20 protein-coding genes and 1 pseudogene are annotated in these 23,985 nt (G+C 50.1%); 17 read left to right on the plus strand and 4 right to left on the minus strand.

Annotated features, from left to right (window positions below):
• The first annotated feature begins 16 nt into the window (after positions 1–16).
• Genes ESM_RS0109650 through ompG form a run of 9 tightly spaced genes read left to right on the plus strand, consistent with a single transcriptional unit; the run spans position 17 to position 9,647 of the window.
• Positions 17–898 carry a carbohydrate ABC transporter permease gene (locus ESM_RS0109650; RefSeq protein WP_001080790.1) on the plus strand — a complete coding sequence of 294 codons (882 nt, stop codon included), beginning with the start codon at positions 17–19 and terminating at the stop codon, positions 896–898.
• The gene (locus ESM_RS0109655; protein WP_000224666.1) at positions 885–1,727 is read left to right on the plus strand and encodes a carbohydrate ABC transporter permease; all 843 of its coding nucleotides are present in this window, start codon (positions 885–887) and stop codon (positions 1,725–1,727) included. The genes ESM_RS0109650 and ESM_RS0109655 overlap by 14 nt, the downstream gene beginning before the upstream one ends.
• 30 nt (positions 1,728–1,757) lie before the next feature.
• Entirely contained in the window at positions 1,758–2,810 is a 1,053-nt protein-coding gene (locus ESM_RS0109660; RefSeq protein WP_000737322.1) for a zinc-dependent alcohol dehydrogenase, read from the plus strand.
• Between the two features lie 17 nt (positions 2,811–2,827).
• Positions 2,828–3,616: a sugar phosphate isomerase/epimerase family protein gene (locus tag ESM_RS0109665; protein WP_000690254.1), complete on the plus strand. Its 789-nt coding sequence runs from the start codon at positions 2,828–2,830 to the stop codon at positions 3,614–3,616.
• A 9-nt stretch (positions 3,617–3,625) separates the two neighbouring features.
• Positions 3,626–4,681 carry a Gfo/Idh/MocA family protein gene (locus tag ESM_RS0109670; RefSeq protein WP_010377727.1) on the plus strand — a complete coding sequence of 352 codons (1,056 nt, stop codon included), beginning with the start codon at positions 3,626–3,628 and terminating at the stop codon, positions 4,679–4,681.
• Positions 4,678–6,945, plus strand: coding sequence for a kojibiose phosphorylase (ycjT, locus tag ESM_RS0109675; protein WP_000198018.1), 2,268 nt, complete (start codon positions 4,678–4,680; stop codon positions 6,943–6,945). Before ESM_RS0109670 ends, ycjT begins: the two co-directional genes overlap by 4 nt.
• Entirely contained in the window at positions 6,942–7,601 is a 660-nt protein-coding gene (gene pgmB / locus ESM_RS0109680; protein WP_000775782.1) for a beta-phosphoglucomutase, read from the plus strand. The genes ycjT and pgmB overlap by 4 nt, the downstream gene beginning before the upstream one ends.
• Positions 7,602–7,614: 13 nt before the next feature.
• Positions 7,615–8,697, plus strand: a complete 1,083-nt coding sequence (locus ESM_RS0109685; RefSeq protein ID WP_000057972.1) for an ABC transporter ATP-binding protein — start codon at positions 7,615–7,617, stop codon at positions 8,695–8,697.
• Between the two features lie 44 nt (positions 8,698–8,741).
• Positions 8,742–9,647 carry a monomeric porin OmpG gene (ompG, locus tag ESM_RS0109690; protein ID WP_000735260.1) on the plus strand — a complete coding sequence of 302 codons (906 nt, stop codon included), beginning with the start codon at positions 8,742–8,744 and terminating at the stop codon, positions 9,645–9,647.
• Positions 9,648–9,757: 110 nt separating this feature from the next.
• Here ompG and ESM_RS0109695 read toward each other — a convergent pair whose 3' ends face one another.
• Positions 9,758–10,756, minus strand: a complete 999-nt coding sequence (locus ESM_RS0109695) for a LacI family DNA-binding transcriptional regulator (protein WP_000075356.1) — start codon at positions 10,754–10,756, stop codon at positions 9,758–9,760.
• A gap of 155 nt (positions 10,757–10,911) precedes the next feature.
• On the opposite strand from ESM_RS0109695, the gene ESM_RS0109700 reads away from it, so the two are divergent.
• From ESM_RS0109700 to tyrR, 3 genes and pseudogenes are all read left to right on the plus strand, one after another.
• Entirely contained in the window at positions 10,912–12,309 is a 1,398-nt protein-coding gene (locus ESM_RS0109700) for a YcjX family protein (protein ID WP_010377734.1), read from the plus strand.
• On the plus strand, positions 12,306–13,367 hold the full coding sequence (locus ESM_RS0109705; RefSeq protein ID WP_000138736.1) for a YcjF family protein: 1,062 nt from the start codon (positions 12,306–12,308) through the stop codon (positions 13,365–13,367). Before ESM_RS0109700 ends, ESM_RS0109705 begins: the two co-directional genes overlap by 4 nt.
• Positions 13,368–13,514: 147 nt before the next feature.
• Positions 13,515–15,056 (plus strand): annotated as a pseudogene (gene tyrR / locus ESM_RS01000000124505) (transcriptional regulator TyrR).
• Positions 15,057–15,100: 44 nt separating this feature from the next.
• Here the strand turns inward: tyrR and tpx are convergent.
• Positions 15,101–15,607, minus strand: coding sequence for a thiol peroxidase (gene tpx, locus ESM_RS0109715; protein WP_000078458.1), 507 nt, complete (start codon positions 15,605–15,607; stop codon positions 15,101–15,103).
• 118 nt (positions 15,608–15,725) lie between these two features.
• Here tpx and ycjG point away from each other — a divergent pair, with 118 nt between their 5' ends.
• The gene (gene ycjG, locus ESM_RS0109720; RefSeq protein WP_001516473.1) at positions 15,726–16,691 is read left to right on the plus strand and encodes an L-Ala-D/L-Glu epimerase; all 966 of its coding nucleotides are present in this window, start codon (positions 15,726–15,728) and stop codon (positions 16,689–16,691) included.
• On the opposite strand, the gene mpaA is transcribed toward ycjG, so the two are convergent.
• Positions 16,666–17,394: a murein tripeptide amidase MpaA gene (gene mpaA, locus ESM_RS0109725; RefSeq protein WP_001516472.1), complete on the minus strand. Its 729-nt coding sequence runs from the start codon at positions 17,392–17,394 to the stop codon at positions 16,666–16,668. The two genes, ycjG and mpaA, sit on opposite strands and share 26 nt — an antisense overlap.
• A 182-nt stretch (positions 17,395–17,576) precedes the next feature.
• On the opposite strand from mpaA, the gene mppA reads away from it, so the two are divergent.
• The 3 genes from mppA to ESM_RS0109740 all read left to right on the plus strand — a co-directional run bounded on the left by mppA (position 17,577) and on the right by ESM_RS0109740 (position 22,390).
• Entirely contained in the window at positions 17,577–19,190 is a 1,614-nt protein-coding gene (mppA, locus tag ESM_RS0109730) for a murein tripeptide ABC transporter substrate-binding protein MppA (protein ID WP_000682983.1), read from the plus strand.
• Between the two features lie 188 nt (positions 19,191–19,378).
• Positions 19,379–20,461 (plus strand): glycoside hydrolase family 25 protein, encoded by a 1,083-nt coding sequence (locus ESM_RS0109735; protein ID WP_233432056.1) that lies wholly within the window; start codon positions 19,379–19,381, stop codon positions 20,459–20,461.
• Between the two features lie 3 nt (positions 20,462–20,464).
• On the plus strand, positions 20,465–22,390 hold the full coding sequence (locus ESM_RS0109740; RefSeq protein ID WP_024257678.1) for a GH25 family lysozyme: 1,926 nt from the start codon (positions 20,465–20,467) through the stop codon (positions 22,388–22,390).
• A 58-nt stretch (positions 22,391–22,448) separates the two neighbouring features.
• Here the strand turns inward: ESM_RS0109740 and ynaI are convergent, their stop codons facing one another.
• Positions 22,449–23,480, minus strand: coding sequence for a low conductance mechanosensitive channel YnaI (gene ynaI, locus ESM_RS0109745; protein WP_001516470.1), 1,032 nt, complete (start codon positions 23,478–23,480; stop codon positions 22,449–22,451).
• Between the two features lie 244 nt (positions 23,481–23,724).
• Between ynaI and ESM_RS0109750 the strand changes: the two genes are divergently transcribed.
• Complete coding sequence (locus ESM_RS0109750; RefSeq protein ID WP_000605648.1) at positions 23,725–23,982, plus strand: DUF2534 family protein; 258 nt, start codon at positions 23,725–23,727, stop codon at positions 23,980–23,982.
• Positions 23,983–23,985 lie beyond the last annotated feature (3 nt).

Genomic DNA, 23,985 nt, shown 5'->3' on the forward strand with positions numbered 1-23,985 from the left:
AGGACAGGAATCCGCAATGAACAGGCTTTTTTCAGGTCGTTCCGATATGCCCTTTGCGCTGTTGCTTCTCGCGCCCAGCTTATTACTGCTGGGGGGGCTGGTGGCGTGGCCGATGGTGTCGAATATCGAAATCAGTTTTTTACGTCTGCCGCTTAATCCCAACATCGAGTCAACGTTTGTTGGGGTGAGCAACTATGTGCGTATCCTCTCCGATCCCGGCTTCTGGCACTCGCTGTGGATGACGGTCTGGTATACCGCGCTGGTGGTGGCGGGCAGCACCGTGCTCGGGCTGGCCGTGGCGATGTTTTTCAACCGCGAGTTCCGCCTGCGCAAAACCGCGCGTTCGCTGGTGATCCTCTCCTACGTAACGCCGTCTATTTCGCTGGTGTTCGCCTGGAAATACATGTTCAACAACGGCTACGGCATTGTGAACTACCTCGGTGTCGATCTTCTGCATCTCTATGAGCAGGCACCGCTGTGGTTCGATAATCCGGGCAGTAGCTTTGTGCTGGTGGTGCTGTTCGCCATTTGGCGCTACTTCCCGTATGCCTTTATCTCGTTTCTGGCGATTTTGCAGACCATCGACAAATCGCTGTACGAAGCGGCAGAGATGGATGGCGCTAATGCCTGGCAGCGGTTTCGCATCGTCACGCTGCCCGCGATTATGCCGGTCCTGGCGACGGTGGTGACCCTGCGCACCATCTGGATGTTCTACATGTTCGCGGATGTTTATCTGCTGACGACCAAGGTCGATATTCTTGGTGTCTATCTCTACAAAACTGCTTTTGCCTTTAATGATTTAGGGAAAGCGGCGGCGATCTCGGTGGTGCTCTTCATCATTATTTTCGCTGTCATTCTGCTGACCAGGAAACGGGTGAACCTCAATGGCAACAAATAAACGCACACTCAGTCGTATCGGATTTTACTGCGGGCTGGCGCTGTTTCTCATCATCACGCTGTTTCCGTTTTTTGTGATGCTGATGACCTCGTTCAAAAGCGCGAAAGAGGCGATATCGCTGCATCCTACGCTGCTGCCGCAACAGTGGACGCTGGAGCATTACGTCGACATTTTTAACCCGATGATTTTCCCGTTTGTCGACTACTTCCGTAACAGCATGGTGGTGTCGGTGGTTTCCTCCGTGGTGGCGGTATTTCTCGGCATTCTCGGAGCTTACGCGCTTTCCCGCCTGCGCTTTAAAGGCCGGATGACCATCAACGCCAGCTTTTACACGGTGTATATGTTCTCTGGCATTTTGCTGGTGGTGCCGCTGTTCAAAATCATCACCGCGCTTGGTATTTACGACACCGAGATGGCGCTGATCATTACCATGGTGACGCAAACCCTGCCCACCGCCGTGTTTATGCTGAAAAGCTACTTCGACACCATCCCTGATGAGATCGAAGAAGCGGCGATGATGGATGGCCTCAACCGTCTGCAAATCATCTTCCGTATCACCGTGCCCCTGGCGATGTCCGGGCTGATATCGGTGTTCGTCTACTGCTTTATGGTGGCGTGGAACGACTATCTGTTTGCGTCGATTTTCCTCTCCAGCGCCAGCAATTTCACCTTACCAGTGGGCCTGAACGCGCTGTTCAGTACGCCTGATTACATCTGGGGACGGATGATGGCGGCCTCGCTGGTGACCGCATTGCCGGTGGTGATTATGTATGCGCTTTCGGAACGTTTTATTAAGAGTGGTTTGACCGCCGGTGGCGTGAAGGGCTAAAGCGGCCAGTTTCTTTACAAGGAGTTTTACATGAAAAAGTTAGTAGCCACAGCACCGCGCGTTGCTGCGCTGGTTGAGTATGAAGATCGGGCGATTTTAGCCAATGAAGTGAAGATCCGCATGCGTTTCGGCGCACCGAAACACGGAACGGAAGTGGTCGACTTCCGCGCCGCCAGCCCGTTTATCGATGAAGACTTTAACGGCGAATGGCAGATGTTCACCCCGCGTCCGGCAGATGCGCCGCGCGGCATTGAGTTTGGCAAATTCCAGCTTGGCAACATGGTGGTTGGCGACATTATCGAGTGCGGAAGCGACGTTACCGACTACGCGGTGGGCGACAGCGTATGTGGCTACGGCCCGCTCTCCGAGACGGTCATCATTAACGCAGTGAATAACTACAAGCTGCGCAAAATGCCGCAAGGCAGCTCCTGGAAAAACGCCGTCTGTTACGACCCGGCGCAGTTTGCCATGAGCGGCGTGCGCGATGCCAACGTACGCGTAGGGGATTTTGTCGTGGTGGTAGGGCTTGGCGCGATCGGTCAAATTGCCATCCAACTGGCGAAACGCGCTGGCGCATCGGTGGTAATTGGCGTCGATCCTATTGCCCATCGCTGTGAAATTGCCCGTCGCCACGGTGCTGATTTCTGCCTTAACCCCATTGGCACTGACGTAGGCAAAGAGATCAAAACGCTGACCGGCAAGCAGGGTGCTGATGTGATTATCGAAACCAGCGGTTACGCCGACGCGCTGCAATCGGCGTTGCGCGGTCTGGCCTACGGCGGCACCATCTCTTATGTCGCGTTTGCCAAACCATTTGCTGAAGGTTTTAACCTCGGACGCGAAGCGCATTTCAATAACGCCAAAATTGTTTTCTCCCGCGCGTGCAGCGAACCGAACCCGGATTATCCGCGCTGGAGCCGTAAGCGTATTGAAGAAACCTGCTGGGAACTGCTGATGAACGGTTATCTCAATTGCGAAGATTTAATCGACCCGGTAGTGACCTTTGCCAACAGCCCGGAAAGCTACATGCAGTATGTCGATCAGCATCCGGAACAGAGCATCAAAATGGGCGTTACGTTTTAATTCAAAGGAATGAAAAAATGAAAATAGGCACACAGAATCAGGCATTCTTTCCGGAAAATATCCGCGAGAAATTTCGTTATATCAAAGAGATGGGCTTCGATGGTTTTGAGATTGACGGCAAACTGCTGGTCAACAACATCGAAGAAGTCAAAGCGGCGATCAAAGAAACCGGTTTACCAGTGACCACCGCCTGCGGCGGCTATGACGGCTGGATTGGTGACTTTATCGAAGAGCGTCGTCTTAATGGCTTAAAGCAGATCGAACGCATTCTCGAAGCGCTGGCAGAAGTGGGGGGTAAAGGTATCGTCGTTCCGGCAGCGTGGGGCATGTTTACCTTCCGCTTACCGCCGATGACCTCGCCGCGTAGCCTGGACGGCGACCGCAAAATGGTGAGTGATTCCCTGCGCGTACTGGAACAGGTCGCCGCGCGTACCGGAACCGTGGTGTATCTCGAACCGTTAAACCGCTATCAGGATCATATGATCAACACCCTCGCCGATGCTCGTCGTTACATCGTCGAAAACAATCTTAAACATGTGCAGATTATCGGCGATTTCTATCACATGAACATCGAAGAAGATAACCTGGCGCAGGCGCTGCACGACAACCGTGACTTGCTCGGTCATGTGCATATTGCGGATAACCATCGCTACCAACCGGGCAGTGGCACCCTCGATTTCCACGCGCTGTTTGAACAACTGCGCGCCGATAACTATCAGGGTTATGTGGTGTATGAAGGGCGTATCCGGGCAGAAGATCCTGCCCAGGCGTACCGTGATTCGTTGACCTGGTTGCGTACCTGCTAAGAGGTCTTTGTGAAAAGTGCAATGACAAGCTCTCCACTGCGGGTCGCGATAATAGGCGCAGGCCAGGTGGCGGATAAGGTTCATGCTTCGTACTACTGCACCCGCAACGATCTGGAACTGGTGGCTGTCTGTGACAGCCGCCTTTCCCAGGCGCAGGCGCTGGCAGAAAAATACGGGAATGCATCCGTGTGGGACGATCCGCAGGCCATGCTGCTGGCGGTGAAACCTGATGTGGTTAGCGTCTGCTCACCTAACCGTTTTCATTACGAACATACCCTGATGGCGCTGGAAGCGGGCTGCCATGTGATGTGCGAAAAACCGCCCGCCATGACGCCAGAACAGGCGCGGGAAATGTGCGATACCGCGCGCAAACTGGGCAAGGTGCTGGCCTACGACTTTCACCATCGTTTTGCGCTCGATACGCAACATCTGCGTGAACAGGTGACCAACGGCGTTTTGGGAGAGATTTACGTTACCACCGCCCGCGCCCTGCGTCGCTGCGGCGTTCCCGGCTGGGGTGTCTTTACCAATAAAGAACTGCAGGGTGGTGGCCCGCTGATCGACATCGGCATTCATATGCTGGATGCTGCGATGTATGTGCTGGGCTTTCCGGCGGTGAAAAGCGTGAATGCGCATAGTTTTCAAAAGATCGGCACGCAAAAGAGCTGTGGTCAATTTGGCGAGTGGGATCCGGCAACTTACAGCGTCGAAGATTCGCTGTTTGGCACCATTGAATTTCATAACGGCGGCATTCTGTGGCTGGAAACGTCATTTGCACTCAACATCCGCGAACAGTCGATTATGAACGTCAGTTTTTGTGGTGATAAAGCCGGTGCGACGCTGTTTCCAGCACATATCTACACCGATAACAACGGTGAATTAATGACGCTGATGCAACGGGAAATGGCAGACGACAACCGCCATTTGCGCAGCATGGAAGCTTTTATCAATCACGTACAGGGCAAGCCCGTGATGATAGCCGACGCCGAGCAGGGGTACATCATCCAGCAACTGGTGGCGGCGTTGTATCAATCCGCAGAAACAGGGACACGTGTGGAATTATGACCAGGCCAGTAACGTTATCAGAACCCCATTTCAGCCAGCATACCCTGAACAAGTATGCATCGCTGATGGCGCAGGGGAACGGCTATCTTGGGCTTCGCGCCAGCCATGAAGAAGATTACACGCGCCAGACGCGCGGCATGTATCTGGCGGGGCTGTATCATCGGGCGGGTAAAGGTGAAATCAACGAACTGGTGAACCTGCCTGATATCTTGGGGATGGAGATTGCCATAAATGGTGAGGTTTTCTCGTTATCCCGCGAAGCCTGGCAGCGTGAACTTGACTTTTCCAGTGGAGAATTACGCCGTAGCGTTGTCTGGCGTACCAGCAACGGCACAGGTTACACCATCGCCAGCCGTCGCTTTGTTTCGGCAGACCAACTGCCGCTCATTGCGCTGGAAATCACTATTACGCCACTGGACGCCGACGCGTCAGTGCTGATTTCAACAGGCATTGACGCCACGCAAACCAACCACGGTCGCCAGCATCTCGACGAAACCCAGGTGCGGGTGTTTGGTCAGCATTTGATGCAGGGGATCTACACCACCCAGGATGGGCGCAGTGATGTGGCCATCAGTTGTTGCTGCCAGGTGAGCGGTGATGTGCAGCAATGCTATACCGCCAAAGAGCGCCGTTTACTGCAACATACCAGTGCGCAGCTTCATGCAGGCGAGACAGTGACGTTGCAAAAACTGGTGTGGATCGACTGGCGGGATGACAGGCAAGCTGCTTTAGACGAGTGGGGCAGCGCGTCGCTTCGCCAGCTTGAAATGTGCGCGCAGCAGAGTTACGACCAACTTCTTGCAGCATCAACAGAAAACTGGCGTCAATGGTGGCAGAAACGTCGTATCACGGTAAATGGCGGCGATGCGCACGATCAGCAAGCGTTAGATTATGCGCTTTATCATCTGCGCATCATGACGCCTGCTCACGACGAGCGCAGCAGCATTGCGGCAAAAGGCTTAACCGGCGAAGGCTACAAAGGCCACGTTTTCTGGGATACAGAAGTATTTTTACTGCCGTTCCATCTGTTTAGCGATCCGACGGTTGCCCGAAGTTTACTGCGTTATCGCTGGCACAACTTGCCAGGCGCGCAGGAGAAAGCGCGACGCAACGGCTGGCAGGGCGCGCTATTTCCGTGGGAAAGCGCGCGCAGCGGCGAAGAAGAGACGCCGGAATTTGCCGCCATTAACATTCGCACCGGGCTGCGGCAAAAAGTGGCCTCGGCGCAGGCGGAACATCATCTGGTGGCCGATATCGCCTGGGCGGTTATTCAATACTGGCAGACCACGGGGGATGAAAGTTTCATCGCTCATGAAGGCATGGCGCTACTTCTGGAAACTGCAAAGTTCTGGATTAGCCGCGCGGTGAGGGTTAACGACCGTCTGGAAATTCATGATGTTATTGGGCCAGACGAATATACCGAACATGTCAATAATAACGCCTTCACCAGCTATATGGCGTATTACAACGTCCAGCAGGCGCTGAGTATTGCCCGCCAGTTTGGCTGTAGCGACGACGCGTTTATTCATCATGCCGAAATGTTCTTTAAAGAACTGCGGCTGCCAGAAATTCAGCCCGACGGCGTTTTGCCGCAGGATGATTCGTTTATGGCTAAGCCGGCGATTAATCTGGCGAAATACAAAGCGGCGGCGGGGAAGCAAACCATACTGCTGGATTATTCACGCGCAGAAGTGAACGAGATGCAGATCCTCAAACAAGCTGATGTGGTGATGCTCAATTACATGCTGCCGGAGCAGTTCTCAGCGGCATCGTGTCTTGCCAATCTGCAATTTTATGAACCGCGCACTATTCACGACTCGTCATTAAGTAAAGCAATCCACGGCATTGTTGCCGCACGCTGTGGCCTGCTGACCCAAAGTTATCAGTTCTGGCGCGAGGGGACTGAAATCGATCTTGGTGCTGATCCGCATAGTTGTGATGATGGTATCCATGCTGCCGCAACTGGCGCTATCTGGCTGGGGGCAATTCAGGGTTTTGCCGGGGTGAGCGTGCGTGACGGTGAATTGCATCTCAATCCGGCGTTACCTGAGCAGTGGCAACAGTTGTCTTTCCCTCTGTTCTGGCAGGGCTGCGAATTACAGGTCACTCTCGACGCGCAGCGTATTGCGATTCGAACTTCTGCGCCCGTTTCACTGCGTTTGAACGGTCAGCTTATATCCGTGGCTGAAGAATCTGTTTTCTGTTTGGGTGATTTTATTTTGCCCTTCAATGGGACCGCTACCACGCATCAGGAGGATGAATGAAACTGCAAGGGGTAATTTTCGATCTGGATGGTGTAATCACCGATACCGCGCATCTGCATTTCCAGGCGTGGCAGCAGATTGCCGCTGAAATTGGCATCAGCATTGATGCGCAGTTTAACGAATCCCTAAAAGGGATCAGCCGCGATGAGTCTCTGCGGCGCATTCTGCAACACGGGGGCAAAGAGGGCGACTTTAACCCGCAGGAGCGGGAGCAACTGGCGTATCGCAAAAATCTGCTTTACGTCCACTCACTGCGTGAGCTGACGGTTAATGCTGTGCTGCCCGGTATTCGCAATTTGCTGGCAGAGCTCCGTGCACAGCAGATTCCGGTAGGGCTGGCTTCCGTCTCCCTGAATGCGCCGACGATTTTAGCGGCGCTGGAGCTGCGCGAGTTTTTCACCTTCTGCGCGGATGCTTCCCAACTTAAAAACTCGAAACCGGATCCGGAAATCTTTCTCGCTGCCTGTGCCGGGCTGGGCGTGCCGCCGCAGGCATGTATCGGCATTGAAGATGCGCAGGCGGGCATTGACGCCATTAACGCCAGCGGTATGCGCTCGGTGGGGATCGGCGCGGGCTTAACCGGGGCGCAATTACTGTTGCCCTCAACGGACTCCCTGACCTGGTCGCGGTTATCGGCCTTCTGGCAAAACGTATAGCAAAGGAATCAACATGGCTCAGCTTTCGTTACAACATATTCAAAAAATCTACGATAACCAGGTGCATGTGGTGAAGGACTTCAACCTGGAAATTGCCGATAAAGAGTTCATCGTGTTTGTCGGCCCGTCGGGCTGCGGTAAATCGACCACCCTGCGCATGATTGCCGGGCTTGAGGAGATCAGCGGCGGCGATCTGTTGATCGACGGCAAACGAATGAATGACGTTCCAGCCAAAGCACGCAATATCGCGATGGTGTTCCAGAACTACGCGTTGTATCCGCATATGACGGTCTACGACAACATGGCGTTTGGCCTGAAGATGCAAAAAATCGCCAAAGAGGTGATTGATGAGCGGGTGAACTGGGCGGCGCAAATTCTCGGCCTGCGTGAGTACCTGAAACGCAAGCCGGGCGCGCTTTCCGGCGGGCAACGCCAGCGTGTGGCGCTCGGGCGGGCGATTGTGCGCGAAGCGGGCGTGTTTTTAATGGATGAACCGCTCTCTAACCTTGATGCCAAGCTGCGCGTACAAATGCGCGCAGAGATCAGCAAGCTGCATCAGAAACTGAACACCACCATGATCTACGTGACCCACGATCAGACCGAAGCGATGACCATGGCGACGCGGATTGTGATTATGAAAGACGGGATTGTTCAGCAAGTAGGTGCGCCGAAAACCGTTTATAACCAACCCGCGAATATGTTTGTTGCCGGATTTATTGGATCACCAGCGATGAATTTTATTCGCGGCACGATCGATGGCGATAAATTCGTTACGGAAACGCTTAAATTAACCATTCCCGAAGAGAAATTAGCGGTTCTGAAAACACAGGAAAGTTTGCATAAGCCCATCGTGATGGGAATACGCCCGGAAGATATTCATCCGGACGCGCAAGAGGAAAATAACATTTCCGCCAAAATTAGCGTGGCAGAATTAACCGGTGCGGAATTTATGCTCTACACCACGGTTGGGGGGCACGAGTTAGTGGTCCGTGCTGGTGCGTTAAATGATTATCATGCAGGAGAAAATATCACTATTCATTTTGATATGACGAAATGTCATTTCTTTGATGCAGAAACGGAAATAGCAATTCGCTAAATACAGGGGGAAGGCATTCCCCCAGGATAATACAAGGAACAATAATGAAAAAGTTATTACCCTGTACCGCACTGGTGATGTGTGCGGGGATGGCCTGCGCACAGGCCGAGGAAAGGAACGACTGGCACTTTAATATCGGCGCGATGTACGAAATAGAAAACGTCGAGGGTTATGGCGAAGATATGGATGGGCTGGCGGAGCCTTCAGTCTATTTTAATGCCGCCAACGGGCCGTGGAGAATTGCTCTGGCCTATTATCAGGAAGGGCCGGTAGATTATAGCGCGGGTAAACGTGGAACGTGGTTTGATCGCCCGGAGCTGGAGGTGCATTATCAGTTCCTCGAAAGCGATGATTTCAGTTTCGGCCTGACCGGCGGTTTCCGTAATTATGGTTATCACTACGTTGATGAACCGGGCAAAGACACGGCGAATATGCAGCGCTGGAAAATCGCGCCAGACTGGGATGTGAAACTGACTGATGATTTACGTTTCAACGGTTGGTTGTCGATGTATAAATTTGCCAACGATTTGAACACGACCGGTTACGCTGATACCCGTGTCGAAACGGAAACAGGTCTGCAATATACCTTCAACGAAACGGTTGCTTTGCGAGTGAACTATTATCTCGAGCGCGGCTTCAATATGGACGACAGCCGCAATAACGGTGAGTTTTCCACGCAAGAAATTCGCGCCTATTTGCCGCTGACGCTCGGCAACCACTCGGTGACGCCGTATACGCGCATTGGGCTGGATCGCTGGAGTAACTGGGACTGGCAGGATGATATTGAACGTGAAGGCCATGATTTTAACCGTGTGGGTTTATTTTACGGTTATGATTTCCAGAACGGACTTTCCGTTTCGCTGGAATACGCGTTTGAGTGGCAGGATCACGACGAAGGAGACAGTGATAAATTCCATTATGCAGGTGTCGGCGTAAATTACTCGTTCTGATAATGGGCTAAATTGCCGGATGCGGCGCGAGTACTTTATCCGATCTATAAATGTAGGCCGGATAAGATGCGCTAGCATCGCATCCGGCATTCAGGCAAGGTAGCTGGTATTTATTTCAGCGTCATATGCGTGGCAACGGTAATATTCTGTGGTGACGGTTTTCCAGAAATTAAGCGGAATAATAACTCGCAGCTTTGTTGACCTAACTCCTGCGTCGGAACATCGATGCCGCCCGGTGCAGGCGTTAAAATAAATGACAGCGTTTCATTGCTATAACCCACCACCGCTAACTGCTGCGGAATAGCAATATTTTTCTCTGCTGCCGCACGATAAATGCTCATTAATTTCAGGCTGTCAGTGGCAAACACCGCCTCAGGCAGCGGTGACTGGCTTAATAATTCTCTCGCGGCTTGCAGTGCTGTTTCATGGGTATAACCGCCGTCAACAATCCATTCATCACGCACTGCAATATTATGCGCGGACAGACTTTGCTTATAACCATTTACCCGATCCACTGAAACATGGACATCAAGCGGTGCATGAAGGCAGGCAATGTTTTTATGTCCATTCTCAATTAATGCATCAGTTAGCGCAATGCTGTCACCAAAATTATCGGTATCGACAGAATAAACATGGGCATATTGACCTTCAACTTTGCCAATCACCACGACAGGAATATCGTATTTATCAAGTTGGGCAAAAAATGACTCATCCGCTGGCGAACTTAGCATAATAATGCCTTTAATCATTTTCTGCTTAATTTTGCTTTCACATTTTTGTAAGTCTTCTGCCAGGTTGTGCGACGTTTGTAATATCACGTCGAAACCTTCTTCTTCCGCTTTGGCGGTGATGGCATGTAGAACTTCAGAGAAAAACGGATTACCCGCCGTAGTTTTGGTCGAACGGGTAGAAATCACCATAATGGCATCAAAACCCGAAGAGGTCAGCGCGCGGGCCAGCTTGTTTGGCTGATACTGTAATTCTTCAATGGCCCGTAACACTTTTTCGCGCGCTTCCGGGGAGATATTGGTTTGCTTATTCAGCACGCGTGATACGGTGGATTTTGATACGCCTGCAACCCTGGCAATATCATAAATAGTAGGGGACATAGGTCAGGAACTCCGTCCGAACGTGAATGCTGCACATCTTATGGAGTTCGCCCGTCGATGACAACACGGGTAGTTGATAATCAATGGCCTGGCCCCCACATTCATATCCTTACGAACGATTTTTTTTCTGGTCTTCAGAGCAGCACAGGACAGCAATGAAGCGACTTAAAAATGAACTCAATGCGCTGGTGAATCGGGGTGTCGACAGACATCTGCGCCTCGCTGTAACCGGTCTTAGCCGCAGTGGGAAAACAGCGTTTATCACCGCGATGGTTAATCAGTTGCTCAATATTCATGCCGGAGCACGTTTGCCGCTATTAAGTGCGGTGCGTGAAGATCGTCTGCTGGGCGTAAAACGCATTCCCCAGCGTGACTTTGGCATTCCGCGCTTCACCTATGATGAAGGTCTGGCGCAATTATATGGCGATCCTCCGGCCTGGCCGACGCCAACGCGCGGCGTCAGCGAAATCCGCCTGGCATTGCGTTATAAATCGAATGATTCGCTGCTGCGTCATTTCAAGGACACCTCCACGTTGTATCTGGAGATTGTTGATTATCCCGGCGAGTGGCTACTCGATTTGCCAATGCTGGCACAGGATTATTTAAGCTGGTCGCGGCAGATGACGGGCTTGCTTAATGGTCAGCGTGGCGAGTGGTCGGCAAAATGGCGGATGATGTGCGAAGGGCTGGACCCGTTAGCTCCTGCCGACGAAAATCGTCTTGTGGACATTGCCGCCGCGTGGACCGATTATCTCCACCATTGCAAGCAGCAGGGGCTGCACTTTATCCAGCCTGGTCGCTTTGTCTTGCCTGGCGATATGGCGGGAGCGCCTGCGTTGCAGTTCTTCCCGTGGCCGGATGTTGACGCCTGGGGTGAGTCCAAACTGGCACAGGCCGATAAACACACCAACGCCGGGATGCTGCGTGAGCGGTATAACTATTACTGCGAGAAAGTGGTGAAAGGTTTCTATAAGAATCACTTTCTGCGCTTCGACCGCCAGATTGTACTGGTGGATTGCCTGCAACCGCTCAACAGTGGTCCGCAGGCTTTTAACGATATGCGCCTGGCGCTGACGCAACTGATGCAGAGTTTTCATTATGGGCAGCGCACGCTGTTCCGGCGCTTGTTCTCGCCGGTTATCGACAAATTACTGTTTGCTGCGACGAAAGCGGACCATGTGACCATCGATCAGCACGCCAATATGGTTTCATTACTGCAACAACTGATTCAGGACGCCTGGCAAAATGCGGCGTTTGAAGGGATCAGCATGGATTGTCTGGGGCTGGCCTCAGTTCAGGCGACCACCAGCGGCATTATCGACGTTAACGGTGAGAAAATTCCGGCGCTGCGCGGCAATCGATTGAGCGATGGCGCACCGCTCACTGTTTATCCTGGCGAAGTTCCCGCACGTTTGCCCGGTCAGGCGTTCTGGGATAAGCAAGGTTTCCAGTTTGAGGCGTTTCGTCCGCAGGTAATGGATGTCGACAAACCGCTGCCGCATATTCGTCTTGATGCCGCGCTGGAATTTTTAATAGGAGATAAATTGCGATGACCGAACCGTTAAAACCACGTATTGATTTCGACGGTCCGCTGGAGGTCGATCAGAACCCTAAATTCAGGGCGCAGCAGACCTTTGACGAAAGTCAGGCGCAAAATTTTGCACCGGCGACGCTCGACGCAGCACAGGAAGAAGAAGGGCAAGTTGAAGCGGTGATGGATGCCGCATTACGCCCGAAACGCAGTCTGTGGCGCAAAATGGTGATGGGCGGGCTGACGCTGTTTGGCGTGAGCGTTGTTGGTCAGGGGGTGCAGTGGACGATGAATGCCTGGCAAACCCAGGACTGGGTGGCGCTGGGCGGTTGTGCCGCTGGGGCATTGATCATCGGCGCTGGCGTTGGCTCTGTGGTGACGGAGTGGCGGCGGTTATGGCGCTTGCGCCAGCGTGCTCATGAGCGTGATGAAGCGCGAGATTTGCTGCATAGCCACGGTACTGGAAAAGGGCGAGTTTTTTGTGAAAAGCTGGCGCAGCAGGCGGGGATCGATCAGTCGCATCCGGCGCTGCAACGCTGGTATGCCTCGATCCATGAAACGCAGAACGATCGCGAAGTCGTCAGTTTGTATGCCCATCTGGTTCAGCCGGTGCTGGATGCGCAGGCGCGCCGCGAAATCAGCCGTTCAGCGGCAGAATCTACGCTGATGATTGCCGTCAGTCCGCTGGCGCTGGTGGATATGGCGTTTATTGCCTGGCGCAATCTGCGGTTGATTAATCGCATCGCCACGCTGTATGGCATTGAACTGGGTTATTACAGCCGTTTGCGTCTGTTTAAACTGGTGCTGCTGAATATCGCTTTCGCCGGGGCCAGTGAACTGGTGCGCGAAGTGGGGATGGACTGGATGTCGCAGGATCTCGCAGCACGCTTGTCGACGCGCGCTGCCCAGGGAATTGGTGCCGGGCTACTGACTGCGCGTCTGGGAATTAAAGCTATGGAACTTTGCCGTCCGTTGCCGTGGATTGACGATGACAAACCCCGTCTGGGTGATTTCCGTCGTCAGCTTATCGGTCAGGTAAAAGAGACGCTGCAAAAGGGCAAAACGCCCAGCGAAAAATAACGCAATATCGGGTACTGATCGGATATCTTTACGCCGAAGTGCCCGTTTATTCGTCTTTGTGTCAATGTTTGTTGACAGAAACCTTCCTGCCACTCGAATAGTGTCATATCATCATATTAATTGTTCTTTTTTCAGGTGAAGGTTCCCATGCGTCTGGAAGTCTTTTGTGAAGACCGACTCGGTCTGACCCGCGAATTACTCGATCTACTAGTACTAAGAGGCATCGATTTACGCGGTATTGAGATTGACCCAATCGGGCGGATTTACCTTAATTTTGCCGAGCTGGATTTTGACAGTTTCAGCAGCCTGATGGCGGAAATTCGCCGTATAGCAGGTGTTACCGATGTACGCACGGTGTCGTGGATGCCTTCCGAGCGTGAACATCTGGCGCTGAGCGCATTGCTTGAGGCATTGCCTGAACCCGTGCTTTCTGTCGATATAGAAAAGTAAGTGGACATGGCGAATCCGGCGAGTTGTCAGCTATTTGGTCAGAAACTTGAGCGTTTACGCAATCATACCGCTGCGCAATTGATTAACGGATTTAATTTTTTACGTTGGCTGGAGAGTGACCCGCAGGATTCGCATAACGAACATGTGGTGATCAACGGGCAGAATTTCTTGATGGAGATAACGCCGGTCTATCTTCAGGATGAAAATGACCAGCACGTTTTGACTGGTGCGGTGGTGATGCTGCGTTCGACGATTCGTATGGGGCGTCAGTTGCAAAATGTGGCTGCGCAGGACGTCAGCGCCTTTAGCCAGATTGTCGCCGTTAGCTCGAAAATGAAACACGTTGTCGAGCAGGCGCAAAAACTGGCGATGTTAAGCGCGCCGCTACTGATCACGGGTGACACGGGTACAGGTAAAGATCTCTTTGCTTATGCCTGTCATCAAGCCAGCCCTCGTGCCGGTAAACCTTATCTGGCGCTGAACTGTGCATCTATTCCGGAAGATGCCGTTGAGAGCGAACTGTTTGGGCATGCCCCGGAAGGGAAGAAAGGGTTCTTTGAGCAAGCGAACGGCGGTTCGGTGCTGCTGGATGAGATTGGTGAGATGTCGCCACGGATGCAGGCTAAACTGCTGCGTTTCCTCAATGATGGCACCTTCCGTCGGGTTGGCGAAGATCATGAAGTGCATGTTGATGTGCGGGTGATTTGCGCGACGCAGAAGAATTTGGTTGAGCTGGTGCAAAAAGGCGTATTTCGGGAAGATCTCTATTATCGCCTGAACGTGTTGACGCTGAATCTGCCGCCGTTGCGTGACTGCCCGCAGGATATCATGCCGTTAACCGAATTGTTCGTCGCGCGCTTTGCCGACGAGCAGGGAGTGCCGCGTCCGAAATTGGCTGCCGATCTGAATACCGTGCTGACACGTTATGGTTGGCCGGGTAACGTGAGGCAATTGAAAAATGCGATTTACCGTGCACTAACGCAACTGGATGGCTACGAACTGCGCCCACAAGATATTTTGCTGCCAGATTATGACGCTGCTACCGTCCCTGTGGGGGAAGATGCGATGGAAGGTTCGCTGGATGAGATCACCAGCCGATTTGAACGATCGGTATTAACCCAGCTTTATCGCAATTACCCCAGCACGCGCAAACTGGCAAAACGTCTGGGTGTTTCCCATACCGCGATTGCCAACAAATTGCGTGAATACGGCCTGAGTCAGAAGAAGAGCGAAGAGTAAACACGTAAAATGCCTGATGGCGCAATACCATCAGGCATAATAACTTACGCTTTCAGTACAGCCAGAGCTGCGTCGTAATCCGGCTCGGTGGTGATTTCATTCACCAGTTGGCTGAAAATCACATTGTCATTTTCATCAATTACGACAACTGCGCGCGCTGCCAGACCTTTCAAGGGGCCTTCAGCGATCTCAACACCGTAAGCTTTCAGGAATTCGCTATTACGGAAAGTGGAAAGGGTGATTACATTGTTCAGACCTTCCGCACCGCAGAAACGAGACTGGGCGAATGGCAGATCGGCAGAAATACACAGTACAACGGTGTTATCGATTTCTGTCGCCAGTTGGTTAAACTTACGTACTGATGCGGCGCAAACACCGGTATCAATACTCGGGAAAATGTTCAGCACTTTGCGTTTACCCGCAAACTGACCGAGGGTGACGTCAGACAGATCTTTTGCCACGAGAGTAAAAGTCTGCGCTTTGCTACCCACTTGCGGGATGGAATTGGCGACTGTAACCGGGTTGCCCTGGAAATGAACGATTTGTGACATGATTATCTTTCCTGTTTACATATAGTTAACGTCACATCTAGTTTATGCTAACTGTCAATAACACAGCAAACGCTATTTGCGCTTAATCCGCAAACCACCGCGGCAACAAGGAGTAAAGATGAGAACCGTAAAGGTATTTGAGGAAGCCTGGCCGTTACATTCCCCGTTTGTGATTGCGCGAGGTAGCCGTAGTGAAGCGCGTGTGGTGGTGGTTGAACTGGAAGAGGATGGTGTTAAAGGCGTAGGGGAATGTACTCCCTATCCGCGCTACGGTGAAAGCGATGCTTCGGTGATGGCGCAAATTATGAGTGTTGTGCCGCAACTGGAAAAAGGACTGACACGAGAAGAGTTGCAAAAAATTTTGCCCGCTGGTGCGGCACGCAATGCGCTGGATTGTGCGTTGTGGGATCTCTGTGCGCGTAAACAGCAGCAGACGTTAGCTGAATTTATCGGCATAACGCTTCCCGACACTATTACCACGGCGCAGACAGTGGTTATTGGTACGCCGGATCAGATGGCCAGCAGTGCATCAGCACTCTGGCAGGCGGGGGCGAAATTGCTGAAAGTGAAGCTGGATAACCATCTTATTAGCGAGCGGATGGTGGCGATCCGCGCAGCGGTTCCGGATGCGACGTTGATTGTTGATGCTAATGAATCCTGGCGCGCGGAAGGGTTGGCGGCGCGATGTCAGTTGTTGGCTGATTTAGGCGTCGCTATGCTGGAACAGCCGCTCCCGGCACAGGACGATGCGGCGCTGGAGAATTTTATTCATCCGTTACCCATTTGTGCTGATGAAAGCTGCCATACCCGCAGTAACCTGAAGGCGCTGCAAGGGCGCTATGAGATGGTTAACATCAAACTCGATAAAACCGGCGGGCTAACAGAAGCGCTGGCGTTGGCGACCGAAGCGCGTGCACAAGGTTTTAGCCTGATGTTGGGCTGCATGCTATGTACTTCACGCGCCATTAGCGCCGTTTTACCGCTGGTGCCGCAGGTCAGTTTTGCTGATCTTGATGGCCCGACCTGGTTGGCGGTGGATGTGGAGCCGCCGCTACAGTTTACGACCGGCGAATTGCATCTTTAGGATGCCAACGCAGTAAATTCGCCATTGCAAAGAGATACTTTTCGCTGGCTTCATCTGAGGAGACAGGCGGAAACTCGGCGGTAATACAGTGCAAGTTCAGATCAGCACACCAACTGCCGAAGGAGCCGGGCGTTTCATAGCCGACGCTGGTCACCAGCGGTAATTCAAACGCCTGAGCCAGCCATTCACCTAATTCACTGTGCCTGGGATCTTCAATACAAGCCAGCGGATCGTGAAAAGAGACTATCCAGGCGGGTTGGATACGATGAATGAGCTGGCACAACGCCTGGGTTTCAGGTTCTGAGCCTGGTTTATCTCCGGTCAGCAAGACCACGTCGCGCTTTTCGGCGGCGCTGTTCCAGCGGTACACCGTTTCACCTTCTTTCCAGTTCGCTGCAGGAAAGTTTCTGTTCAAATCCACACCATTAGCATTGGCTCGTAAACCAAGCTGGCAACCGTCAGGATTCACACAGAGCACGACATGATGGCGGCGCAGAGAAGGGGTTAATGTGCGTAATGCGCAGGAGAGGGTGACGACGGAAGAATTTTCGTCGCCGTGGGTGCCAGCCAGAATCAAACCACTTTCGCTGCTGGCTGCAGACGCCGGAAACCAGATCAATGGCGCACCTAATAATGAACGTCCGTAATGTTCGGTTCCTGGCGGAAAAGCGCCCCGTTCGGCGCGCGGGCGGGTCACGGTCATAATCGTCTCGAATATAAGAAGTATTACAGGCAGTGTTGTGCAAATTTTGCGGATTATCAAATCCTTTTCGACAACGATATGTTATCGATCCTTTATCACTTTTTTACCGGAAGTTATTTGCATTTCTTCAAGGAGAAACAAATAATTACGCATCAATCTTAACATCGTTTTGAGGGTATCTTATGAAGCACTCTGTTTCAGTCACTTGTTGTGCGCTGTTAGTCAGCAGCATTTCCCTGTCGTATGCTGCAGATGTTCCGGGCGGCACAGTACTGGCAGAGAAACAGGAGTTGGTGCGCCACATTAAAGATGAGCCTGCATCATTAGATCCCGCGAAAGCCGTGGGTTTGCCAGAGATTCAGGTCATTCGCGATTTGTTTGAAGGGTTGGTGAATCAGAACGAGAAAGGCGAGATTGTGCCTGGCGTTGCTACCCAGTGGAAAAGTAATGACAACCGCATCTGGACTTTTACCCTGCGCGATAACGCCAAATGGGCCGATGGTACACCGGTAACGGCACAGGATTTTGTCTATAGCTGGCAGCGTCTGGTGGATCCGAAAACGTTGTCTCCGTTTGCCTGGTTTGCCGCACTGGCTGGAATCAACAACGCCCAGGCAATTATTGATGGTAAGGTGACGCCAGCTCAACTTGGCGTCACCGCTGTTGATGCCCATACTCTGAAAATTCAGCTTGATAAACCGTTGCCCTGGTTTGTGAATTTAACCGCTAACTTTGCTTTTTTCCCGGTGCAAAAAGCCAACGTTGAAAGCGGTAAAGAGTGGACGAAGCCCGGGAATCTGATCGGCAATGGTGCTTATGTACTTAAAGAGCGCGTAGTAAATGAAAAGCTGGTCGTGGTGCCGAATACCCATTATTGGGATAACGCTAAAACGGTGCTGCAGAAAGTGACTTTCCTGCCAATTAATCAGGAGTCCGCCGCGACCAAGCGCTATCTTGCAGGTGATATTGATATCACTGAATCCTTCCCAAAAAATATGTATCAGAAACTACTGAAGGATATTCCAGGGCAGGTTTATACGCCGCCGCAGTTGGGGACGTATTATTATGCATTTAACACGCAAAAAGGGCCAACGGCAGATCAACGTGTCCGTCTGGCATTAAGCATGACGATTGATCGTCGTCTGATGGCAGAAAAAGTATTAGGTACAGGTGAAAAGCCGGCATGGCATTTTACGCCAGATGTTACCGCCGGATTTACGCCAGAACCTTCGCCGTTTGAGCAAATGAGTCAGGAAGAACTGAATGCCCAGGCGAAAACATTGTTGAGCGCTGCCGGATATGGTCCACAGAAACCGTTGAAACTTACACTGCTGTATAACACTTCGGAAAATCACCAGAAAATTGCTATTGCCGTCGCGTCGATGTGGAAAAAGAATCTTGGTGTAGATGTCAAATTACAAAATCAGGAATGGAAAACCTATATCGATAGTCGTAACACCGGTAACTTTGATGTTATTCGCGCCTCGTGGGTCGGGGATTATAATGAACCATCGACTTTCTTGACGCTGTTAACATCAACGCACTCAGGGAATATTTCACGTTTTAACAATCCGGCATACGACAAGGTACTGGCTCAGGCATCGACTGAAAATACCGTTAAAGCGCGCAACGCCGATTACAACGCGGCAGAGAAAATCCTGATAGAACAAGCACCGATTGCGCCGATTTATCAATATACTAATGGTCGGTTAATCAAACCGTGGTTGAAAGGTTATCCAATTAATAACCCGGAAGATGTGGCGTATAGTCGGACTATGTATATAGTGAAGCATTAATATGATGTCATCTGGCGCGGTTAAGCGCGCCAGATTTAACAATCCCGATAAAATCCCTTCTTTTTTTAAATCCTCCCTATAAAAAATCATTCCAACGATGGAATTTTGAAGTTTTCTGGCAATATCGAACATAAATAATAATCAAATGTTTTATTTGTCAGGTGTATTACATACGCTGAATATAAGCTGTGCTTTACTTTTCTTTACAACGTAAAGTGAATTGCATTCCTGGTGAAATATCTTCATTAGAAAACAGACATACAGCTAAAAAATGGGGTGGTAAAATGAAAAAACTTTCAGCTATTCCGTTAGTTATCTCGTTATTATTCATTAATTATTCCTCTTTAACGCTGGCCGCAGAATCACTGCCCGATGCCTCATCGCTGGGACTGGAAAACTTAACGAATGATCTCTCCCGGCAAGAATTGTTTGTGAAAATTCTGGAATCGGATCCTTCGCGTGATAAAGAGTTTGATTCCTTTGCTGTAAAAAAATATTTTAAATTTCCGGCTGATGTTGCTTACGATTCAGTATTGAATCAACCACGACCCAGTTCTTTATTTGGTGTGGATATCAGCCATCATAACGGCAGGAACTTCCCGATCGAACTGTTGGCAAAAAATAAGTCTGTGTTCTTGTATATGAAGTCCAGTCAAGGAACACGTTATGTTGATCCTGAATTCGCCGGCTTTTGGCAGCGGGCCGGCGATACTGAACGAGGGATAAAACTTCACCGTGGAGCCTACCACTTTCTTTCCAGCGGTACACCGGCAGACGACGCAGAATTGTGGGGACGCAAGCAGGCAATGACGTTTGTCAAAGTTATCAAAGCTAACGGTGGGCTAAGGGCGACAGACATGCCACCGGCAGTGGATGTTGAGTGGGATGTGGATTCATTAACGGGTAAGGACCGCTGGCAGAAGCGCAAACCTGCGGAAATTATAACAATGATCAAGGCTTTTACCGCGCAGGTAGAAGCCGATTTAGGGCGTAAACCGGTTATCTACACTGCACGTGCGTGGTGGAAAGATGCCGTTGGTGGGGAAAATAGTTTCGCCCAGGTCGCAGAACATAAACTGTGGCTGGCTGATTACTCTAATCAGGCACAGGCCAGTGAAACCCCGCGTTCAATTAACCAGACAAAATGGGCAATCTGGCAGTTTACCGATGCTGCACAGCTTAATTTGGGATCGAGTAAGAAATTCGATGCCAGTATTTATAAAGGACCGACTGCTGAGTTTTATTCCACTCTTGGTGTTCAGGAGTTTTAAATTATGAACAGACGATGGCTAATTTTATGTAAATCGGCCCTTGGGCTGTTCATTGCAGGAATATCACTGGGAATGACTGACGTCCTGGCAGATGATATTTGCAAAAATGGCGCAATGGTCCCTGATGAATATTGTCGTTTTTTTATCCATTATGGCTCTGAGAACCCTGGGAGACTGGATATCCGAATCAGTGACGCATTAAAAATACCTGATCAGGATGCAGCAAAAACTCGCTCCATCGGGTTGATTATTGCAATTTCAAAATATCCACTTTTGCATGAGGATATTCCTGCCGCAGCGGTAGATGGCCAAAGAATGGCTGATTTTCTTATCAACGGACAGAAGTTTGATGAGGTTATTTTATTAAAAGATCAGGATGCATCGCTGGATAATATTAATTATTTTTTGAAAGAATATCTACCTGCCAGAGGGACGATGTTTGATAAGAAAGCCCGTTTGTTAATTGCTTATTCAGGACATGGGCGTTTTGGTACTCAAAATGGTAATTCTGATAAAGCACCGGCATTTGTTTTGAGTAATGCTACAGATATCGATGGTTCAAAAGGGATGTATGAAATGCCAGCGCTGAATGCACAGCTTAATATTCTGGCAAAGCGTTATTTCCATGTTCTGACTTTAGTCAATGCTTGCTTTGGTTCTGGCTTGTATGGCATGACCATCGGAGCGGGTAACTCTAACTCGTACAGTAATCCGGGTGCGTATGCAATAGCTGCCGGTGACGATAAAACAGAGGTTTACTCGCTGGATGCAAAGCGCGGAAGTGTCTTTTTTGATACAATTATCAAAGGGGTAACGAATGGTGTTGCCGACGAACGTTTTGGTAAGTCATATATGGTAAAGGTAGATGGTAAGAAAGAATACTATGCCGGAATAACCAGAACGTTGAGTTTATTTATCTATGTTAACGATCAATATTCAGATATTAATGAAAAGCTGGATGAACAAGGGAAGGGATTACATTTAAGTGATGCCTGGATTGGTGCAACAGAAATACCCGCAGGCCCTGGGGGATTCTTCTTCATCAATGAGCCTGCGGCAAGTCGTCTGGATAATAAGACTCAACTGGCTGCGGGAAAAGCAGGAGAGTTTACTAATATCGATGTGGCATCATTCTCTATTGATAAGCCAGATTCTTCCCCCGCAGATAATCAAGAAAAAGATAATAAATCAATTGAGATTCCTTATGGTCCCGTAAGTGCAATTCCCCATCGTCCTGATATTCGTATTTTTAAAACGCCGGAGATTTATCCGATCCATGGACATGATATTTCATCTAATGATGGTGAGATCGACTGGAAATTGTTTCAGGAAAAATCGTCTGCGCGTTTTGTATATACGAGAGTAGTTGGCTGGAGAGGTCCTGATTCATCATTTAAGTCTCACTGGAAACAATTAGCTGATTCAAAATTTGACCGTGGAGGTTATTTCAAATTTGATTTTTGTCGCACTCCTGAAGCACAACTGGAAACGGCAAAAAGCCTCCTGCCTGCTGATCCAAATATGTTACCGCCCGGTATTTTATTGGTAAACCCTGAAGGTGAAGATACAACTCAACTAGCCTGTTTTAAAAAATCGGGAATGGCGAAAGCACGTAATGATATTTTGCACTTTGCTGGTCTGGTCTATCAAAATTATCATAAGACCCCTATATTTTATGGCAATCATAATAATCTGTCCCACTTCATGGATAGTCGATTTGAGCAGTATATGGTGTGGATGGGGTATTGGGGACAAGCTGGCGTGAAGCTTGAGGGGCGCAATCCCTGGACGCTTTGGCAATATTCAGGGAATGAAACTGTACCGGGGATCGGCCACAGCACTGAGTCGGAAGTTTTCTTTGGTACTGAAGAACAGTATGTTCAGTTTAAAGCGGGTGAGAATAATGTAGCACTGGCTGCTGTTAATTGAAAAAATAAATAAGACTGGATGGCAAATATGTATATCGCCATCCAGTTTCTGCGGGTTGTTACTTCATCTGATCCGGCGGTGTAATATTATCCATATACAACGTCTGGCTTGGGAAGGCAAAATCTGCGCCATGCGACTGTACAATATCGATAATCTTCAAATAAACATCCTGTTGGACTGCCAGCCATTCGGCCCATACCGTGGTTTTGGTAAAGCAATAAACCATGATATTTAATGACGAGTCAGCAAACTGGTTGAAATAGACCAGTAAGGTTTGTCGCTGATCGATGTCGGGGTGATTTTTCAGCATTTCGCGTACTGCTTCGACAACGGCACCCACTTTTGCCGCGTCTTCATAACGTAAACCGATGGTCGTAGTAATACGACGGTTGGTCATGCGTCCCGGGTTTTCTACGCTGATAGACGAAAACAGCGAGTTTGGCACGTACAGAGGACGGTGATCAAAGGTGTTTATTTTAGTGATACGCCAGCCAATTTCTGCCACCGTACCTTCGATATTTCTGTCCGGTGAACGGATCCAGTCGCCAATGCTAAAGGGGCGATCGAAATAGAGCATAATCCCGGAAAAGAAGTTACTCAAAATATCTTTACCGGCCATACCGACAGCAAGACCACCAATACCACCGAAGGTCAGCAACCCGGAAAGGCTCATACCAAAATGTTCACCGTAAAGCAGAACAATCACCACAATTATGCAGATTTTGATGATACGTGACATAATCCGCGCACTGGTGATATCACGGCCTTTTTTTATCTGTTGTTTTTCAAACTGGTTAATCAGAAGGAATAACTTAACCGTCAGAATAAGCGCAATCAGTGACGTACAAATAAAATCGACGGCGTCTGGTGTGATAAATTTGAGTTTGTAATTTTCAATGACATAATTAATGATGCTGCCAACAGCACTAATAATTATGGTGTAGATCAAAAATTGAACCGCATGGAATAAGAATCCTTTCTTGTTACGATTCCCACGACGAAACAAAAAGCTCATCAGAATCAATGCTGCGCAGCTACCGAAAATAATGACCAGATTAAGCGCATTATTTGTAAACAGTTCAGCGATCATTGTTTTATCAGGCTCCTCCAGATTGGTTGAAGTCATGCCGGAAACCCCTGGCGGGGCTATTTTACCGCGACAAATGATTCATATCATCAATAGTAAGGGAAGGAAGTAGCAACATCAGCGAATTGATCAATAGATTGATGATATAAACGTCAACAATCTGACGCCTTCAGAGCAGACAACGACAAAATGTCATGGTATTGTTACGCGTAAGTAACAGAGAGTTTGTTTGCACAAGGATTACATTATGATCATGATGAAATTAAAGTCAGCGAGGGGAAGAAAGTTTCTCTTAGGCTTGTTGGCGGTTTTTATTATTGCGGCGTCGGTGGTGACTCGCGCAACCATTGGTGGTGTTATTGAACAATATAATATTCCGCTGTCTGACTGGACGACATCAATGTATGTGATTCAATCTTCGATGATTTTCGTGTACAGCCTGGTTTTTACCGTGTTGCTGGCAATCCCGCTGGGAATTTATTTCCTCGGCGGCGATGAGAAATAAGCA

The sequence above is a fragment of the Escherichia sp. TW09308 genome, assembly GCF_000208565.1.
Taxonomy (GTDB): domain Bacteria; phylum Pseudomonadota; class Gammaproteobacteria; order Enterobacterales; family Enterobacteriaceae; genus Escherichia; species Escherichia marmotae.

Coding starts and splice junctions, on each gene's coding strand:
- ESM_RS0109650 (WP_001080790.1), top strand. CDS start 17: ATGAACAGGCTTTTTTCAGGTCGTTCCGATATGCCCTTTGCGCTGTTG.
- ESM_RS0109655 (WP_000224666.1), top strand. CDS start 885: ATGGCAACAAATAAACGCACACTCAGTCGTATCGGATTTTACTGCGGG.
- ESM_RS0109660 (WP_000737322.1), top strand. CDS start 1,758: ATGAAAAAGTTAGTAGCCACAGCACCGCGCGTTGCTGCGCTGGTTGAG.
- ESM_RS0109665 (WP_000690254.1), top strand. CDS start 2,828: ATGAAAATAGGCACACAGAATCAGGCATTCTTTCCGGAAAATATCCGC.
- ycjT (WP_000198018.1), top strand. CDS start 4,678: ATGACCAGGCCAGTAACGTTATCAGAACCCCATTTCAGCCAGCATACC.
- pgmB (WP_000775782.1), top strand. CDS start 6,942: ATGAAACTGCAAGGGGTAATTTTCGATCTGGATGGTGTAATCACCGAT.
- ESM_RS0109685 (WP_000057972.1), top strand. CDS start 7,615: ATGGCTCAGCTTTCGTTACAACATATTCAAAAAATCTACGATAACCAG.
- ompG (WP_000735260.1), top strand. CDS start 8,742: ATGAAAAAGTTATTACCCTGTACCGCACTGGTGATGTGTGCGGGGATG.
- ESM_RS0109695 (WP_000075356.1), bottom strand. CDS start 10,756: ATGTCCCCTACTATTTATGATATTGCCAGGGTTGCAGGCGTATCAAAA.
- ESM_RS0109700 (WP_010377734.1), top strand. CDS start 10,912: ATGAAGCGACTTAAAAATGAACTCAATGCGCTGGTGAATCGGGGTGTC.
- ESM_RS0109705 (WP_000138736.1), top strand. CDS start 12,306: ATGACCGAACCGTTAAAACCACGTATTGATTTCGACGGTCCGCTGGAG.
- tpx (WP_000078458.1), bottom strand. CDS start 15,607: ATGTCACAAATCGTTCATTTCCAGGGCAACCCGGTTACAGTCGCCAAT.
- ycjG (WP_001516473.1), top strand. CDS start 15,726: ATGAGAACCGTAAAGGTATTTGAGGAAGCCTGGCCGTTACATTCCCCG.
- mpaA (WP_001516472.1), bottom strand. CDS start 17,394: ATGACCGTGACCCGCCCGCGCGCCGAACGGGGCGCTTTTCCGCCAGGA.
- mppA (WP_000682983.1), top strand. CDS start 17,577: ATGAAGCACTCTGTTTCAGTCACTTGTTGTGCGCTGTTAGTCAGCAGC.
- ESM_RS0109740 (WP_024257678.1), top strand. CDS start 20,465: ATGAACAGACGATGGCTAATTTTATGTAAATCGGCCCTTGGGCTGTTC.
- ynaI (WP_001516470.1), bottom strand. CDS start 23,480: ATGATCGCTGAACTGTTTACAAATAATGCGCTTAATCTGGTCATTATT.
- ESM_RS0109750 (WP_000605648.1), top strand. CDS start 23,725: ATGATCATGATGAAATTAAAGTCAGCGAGGGGAAGAAAGTTTCTCTTA.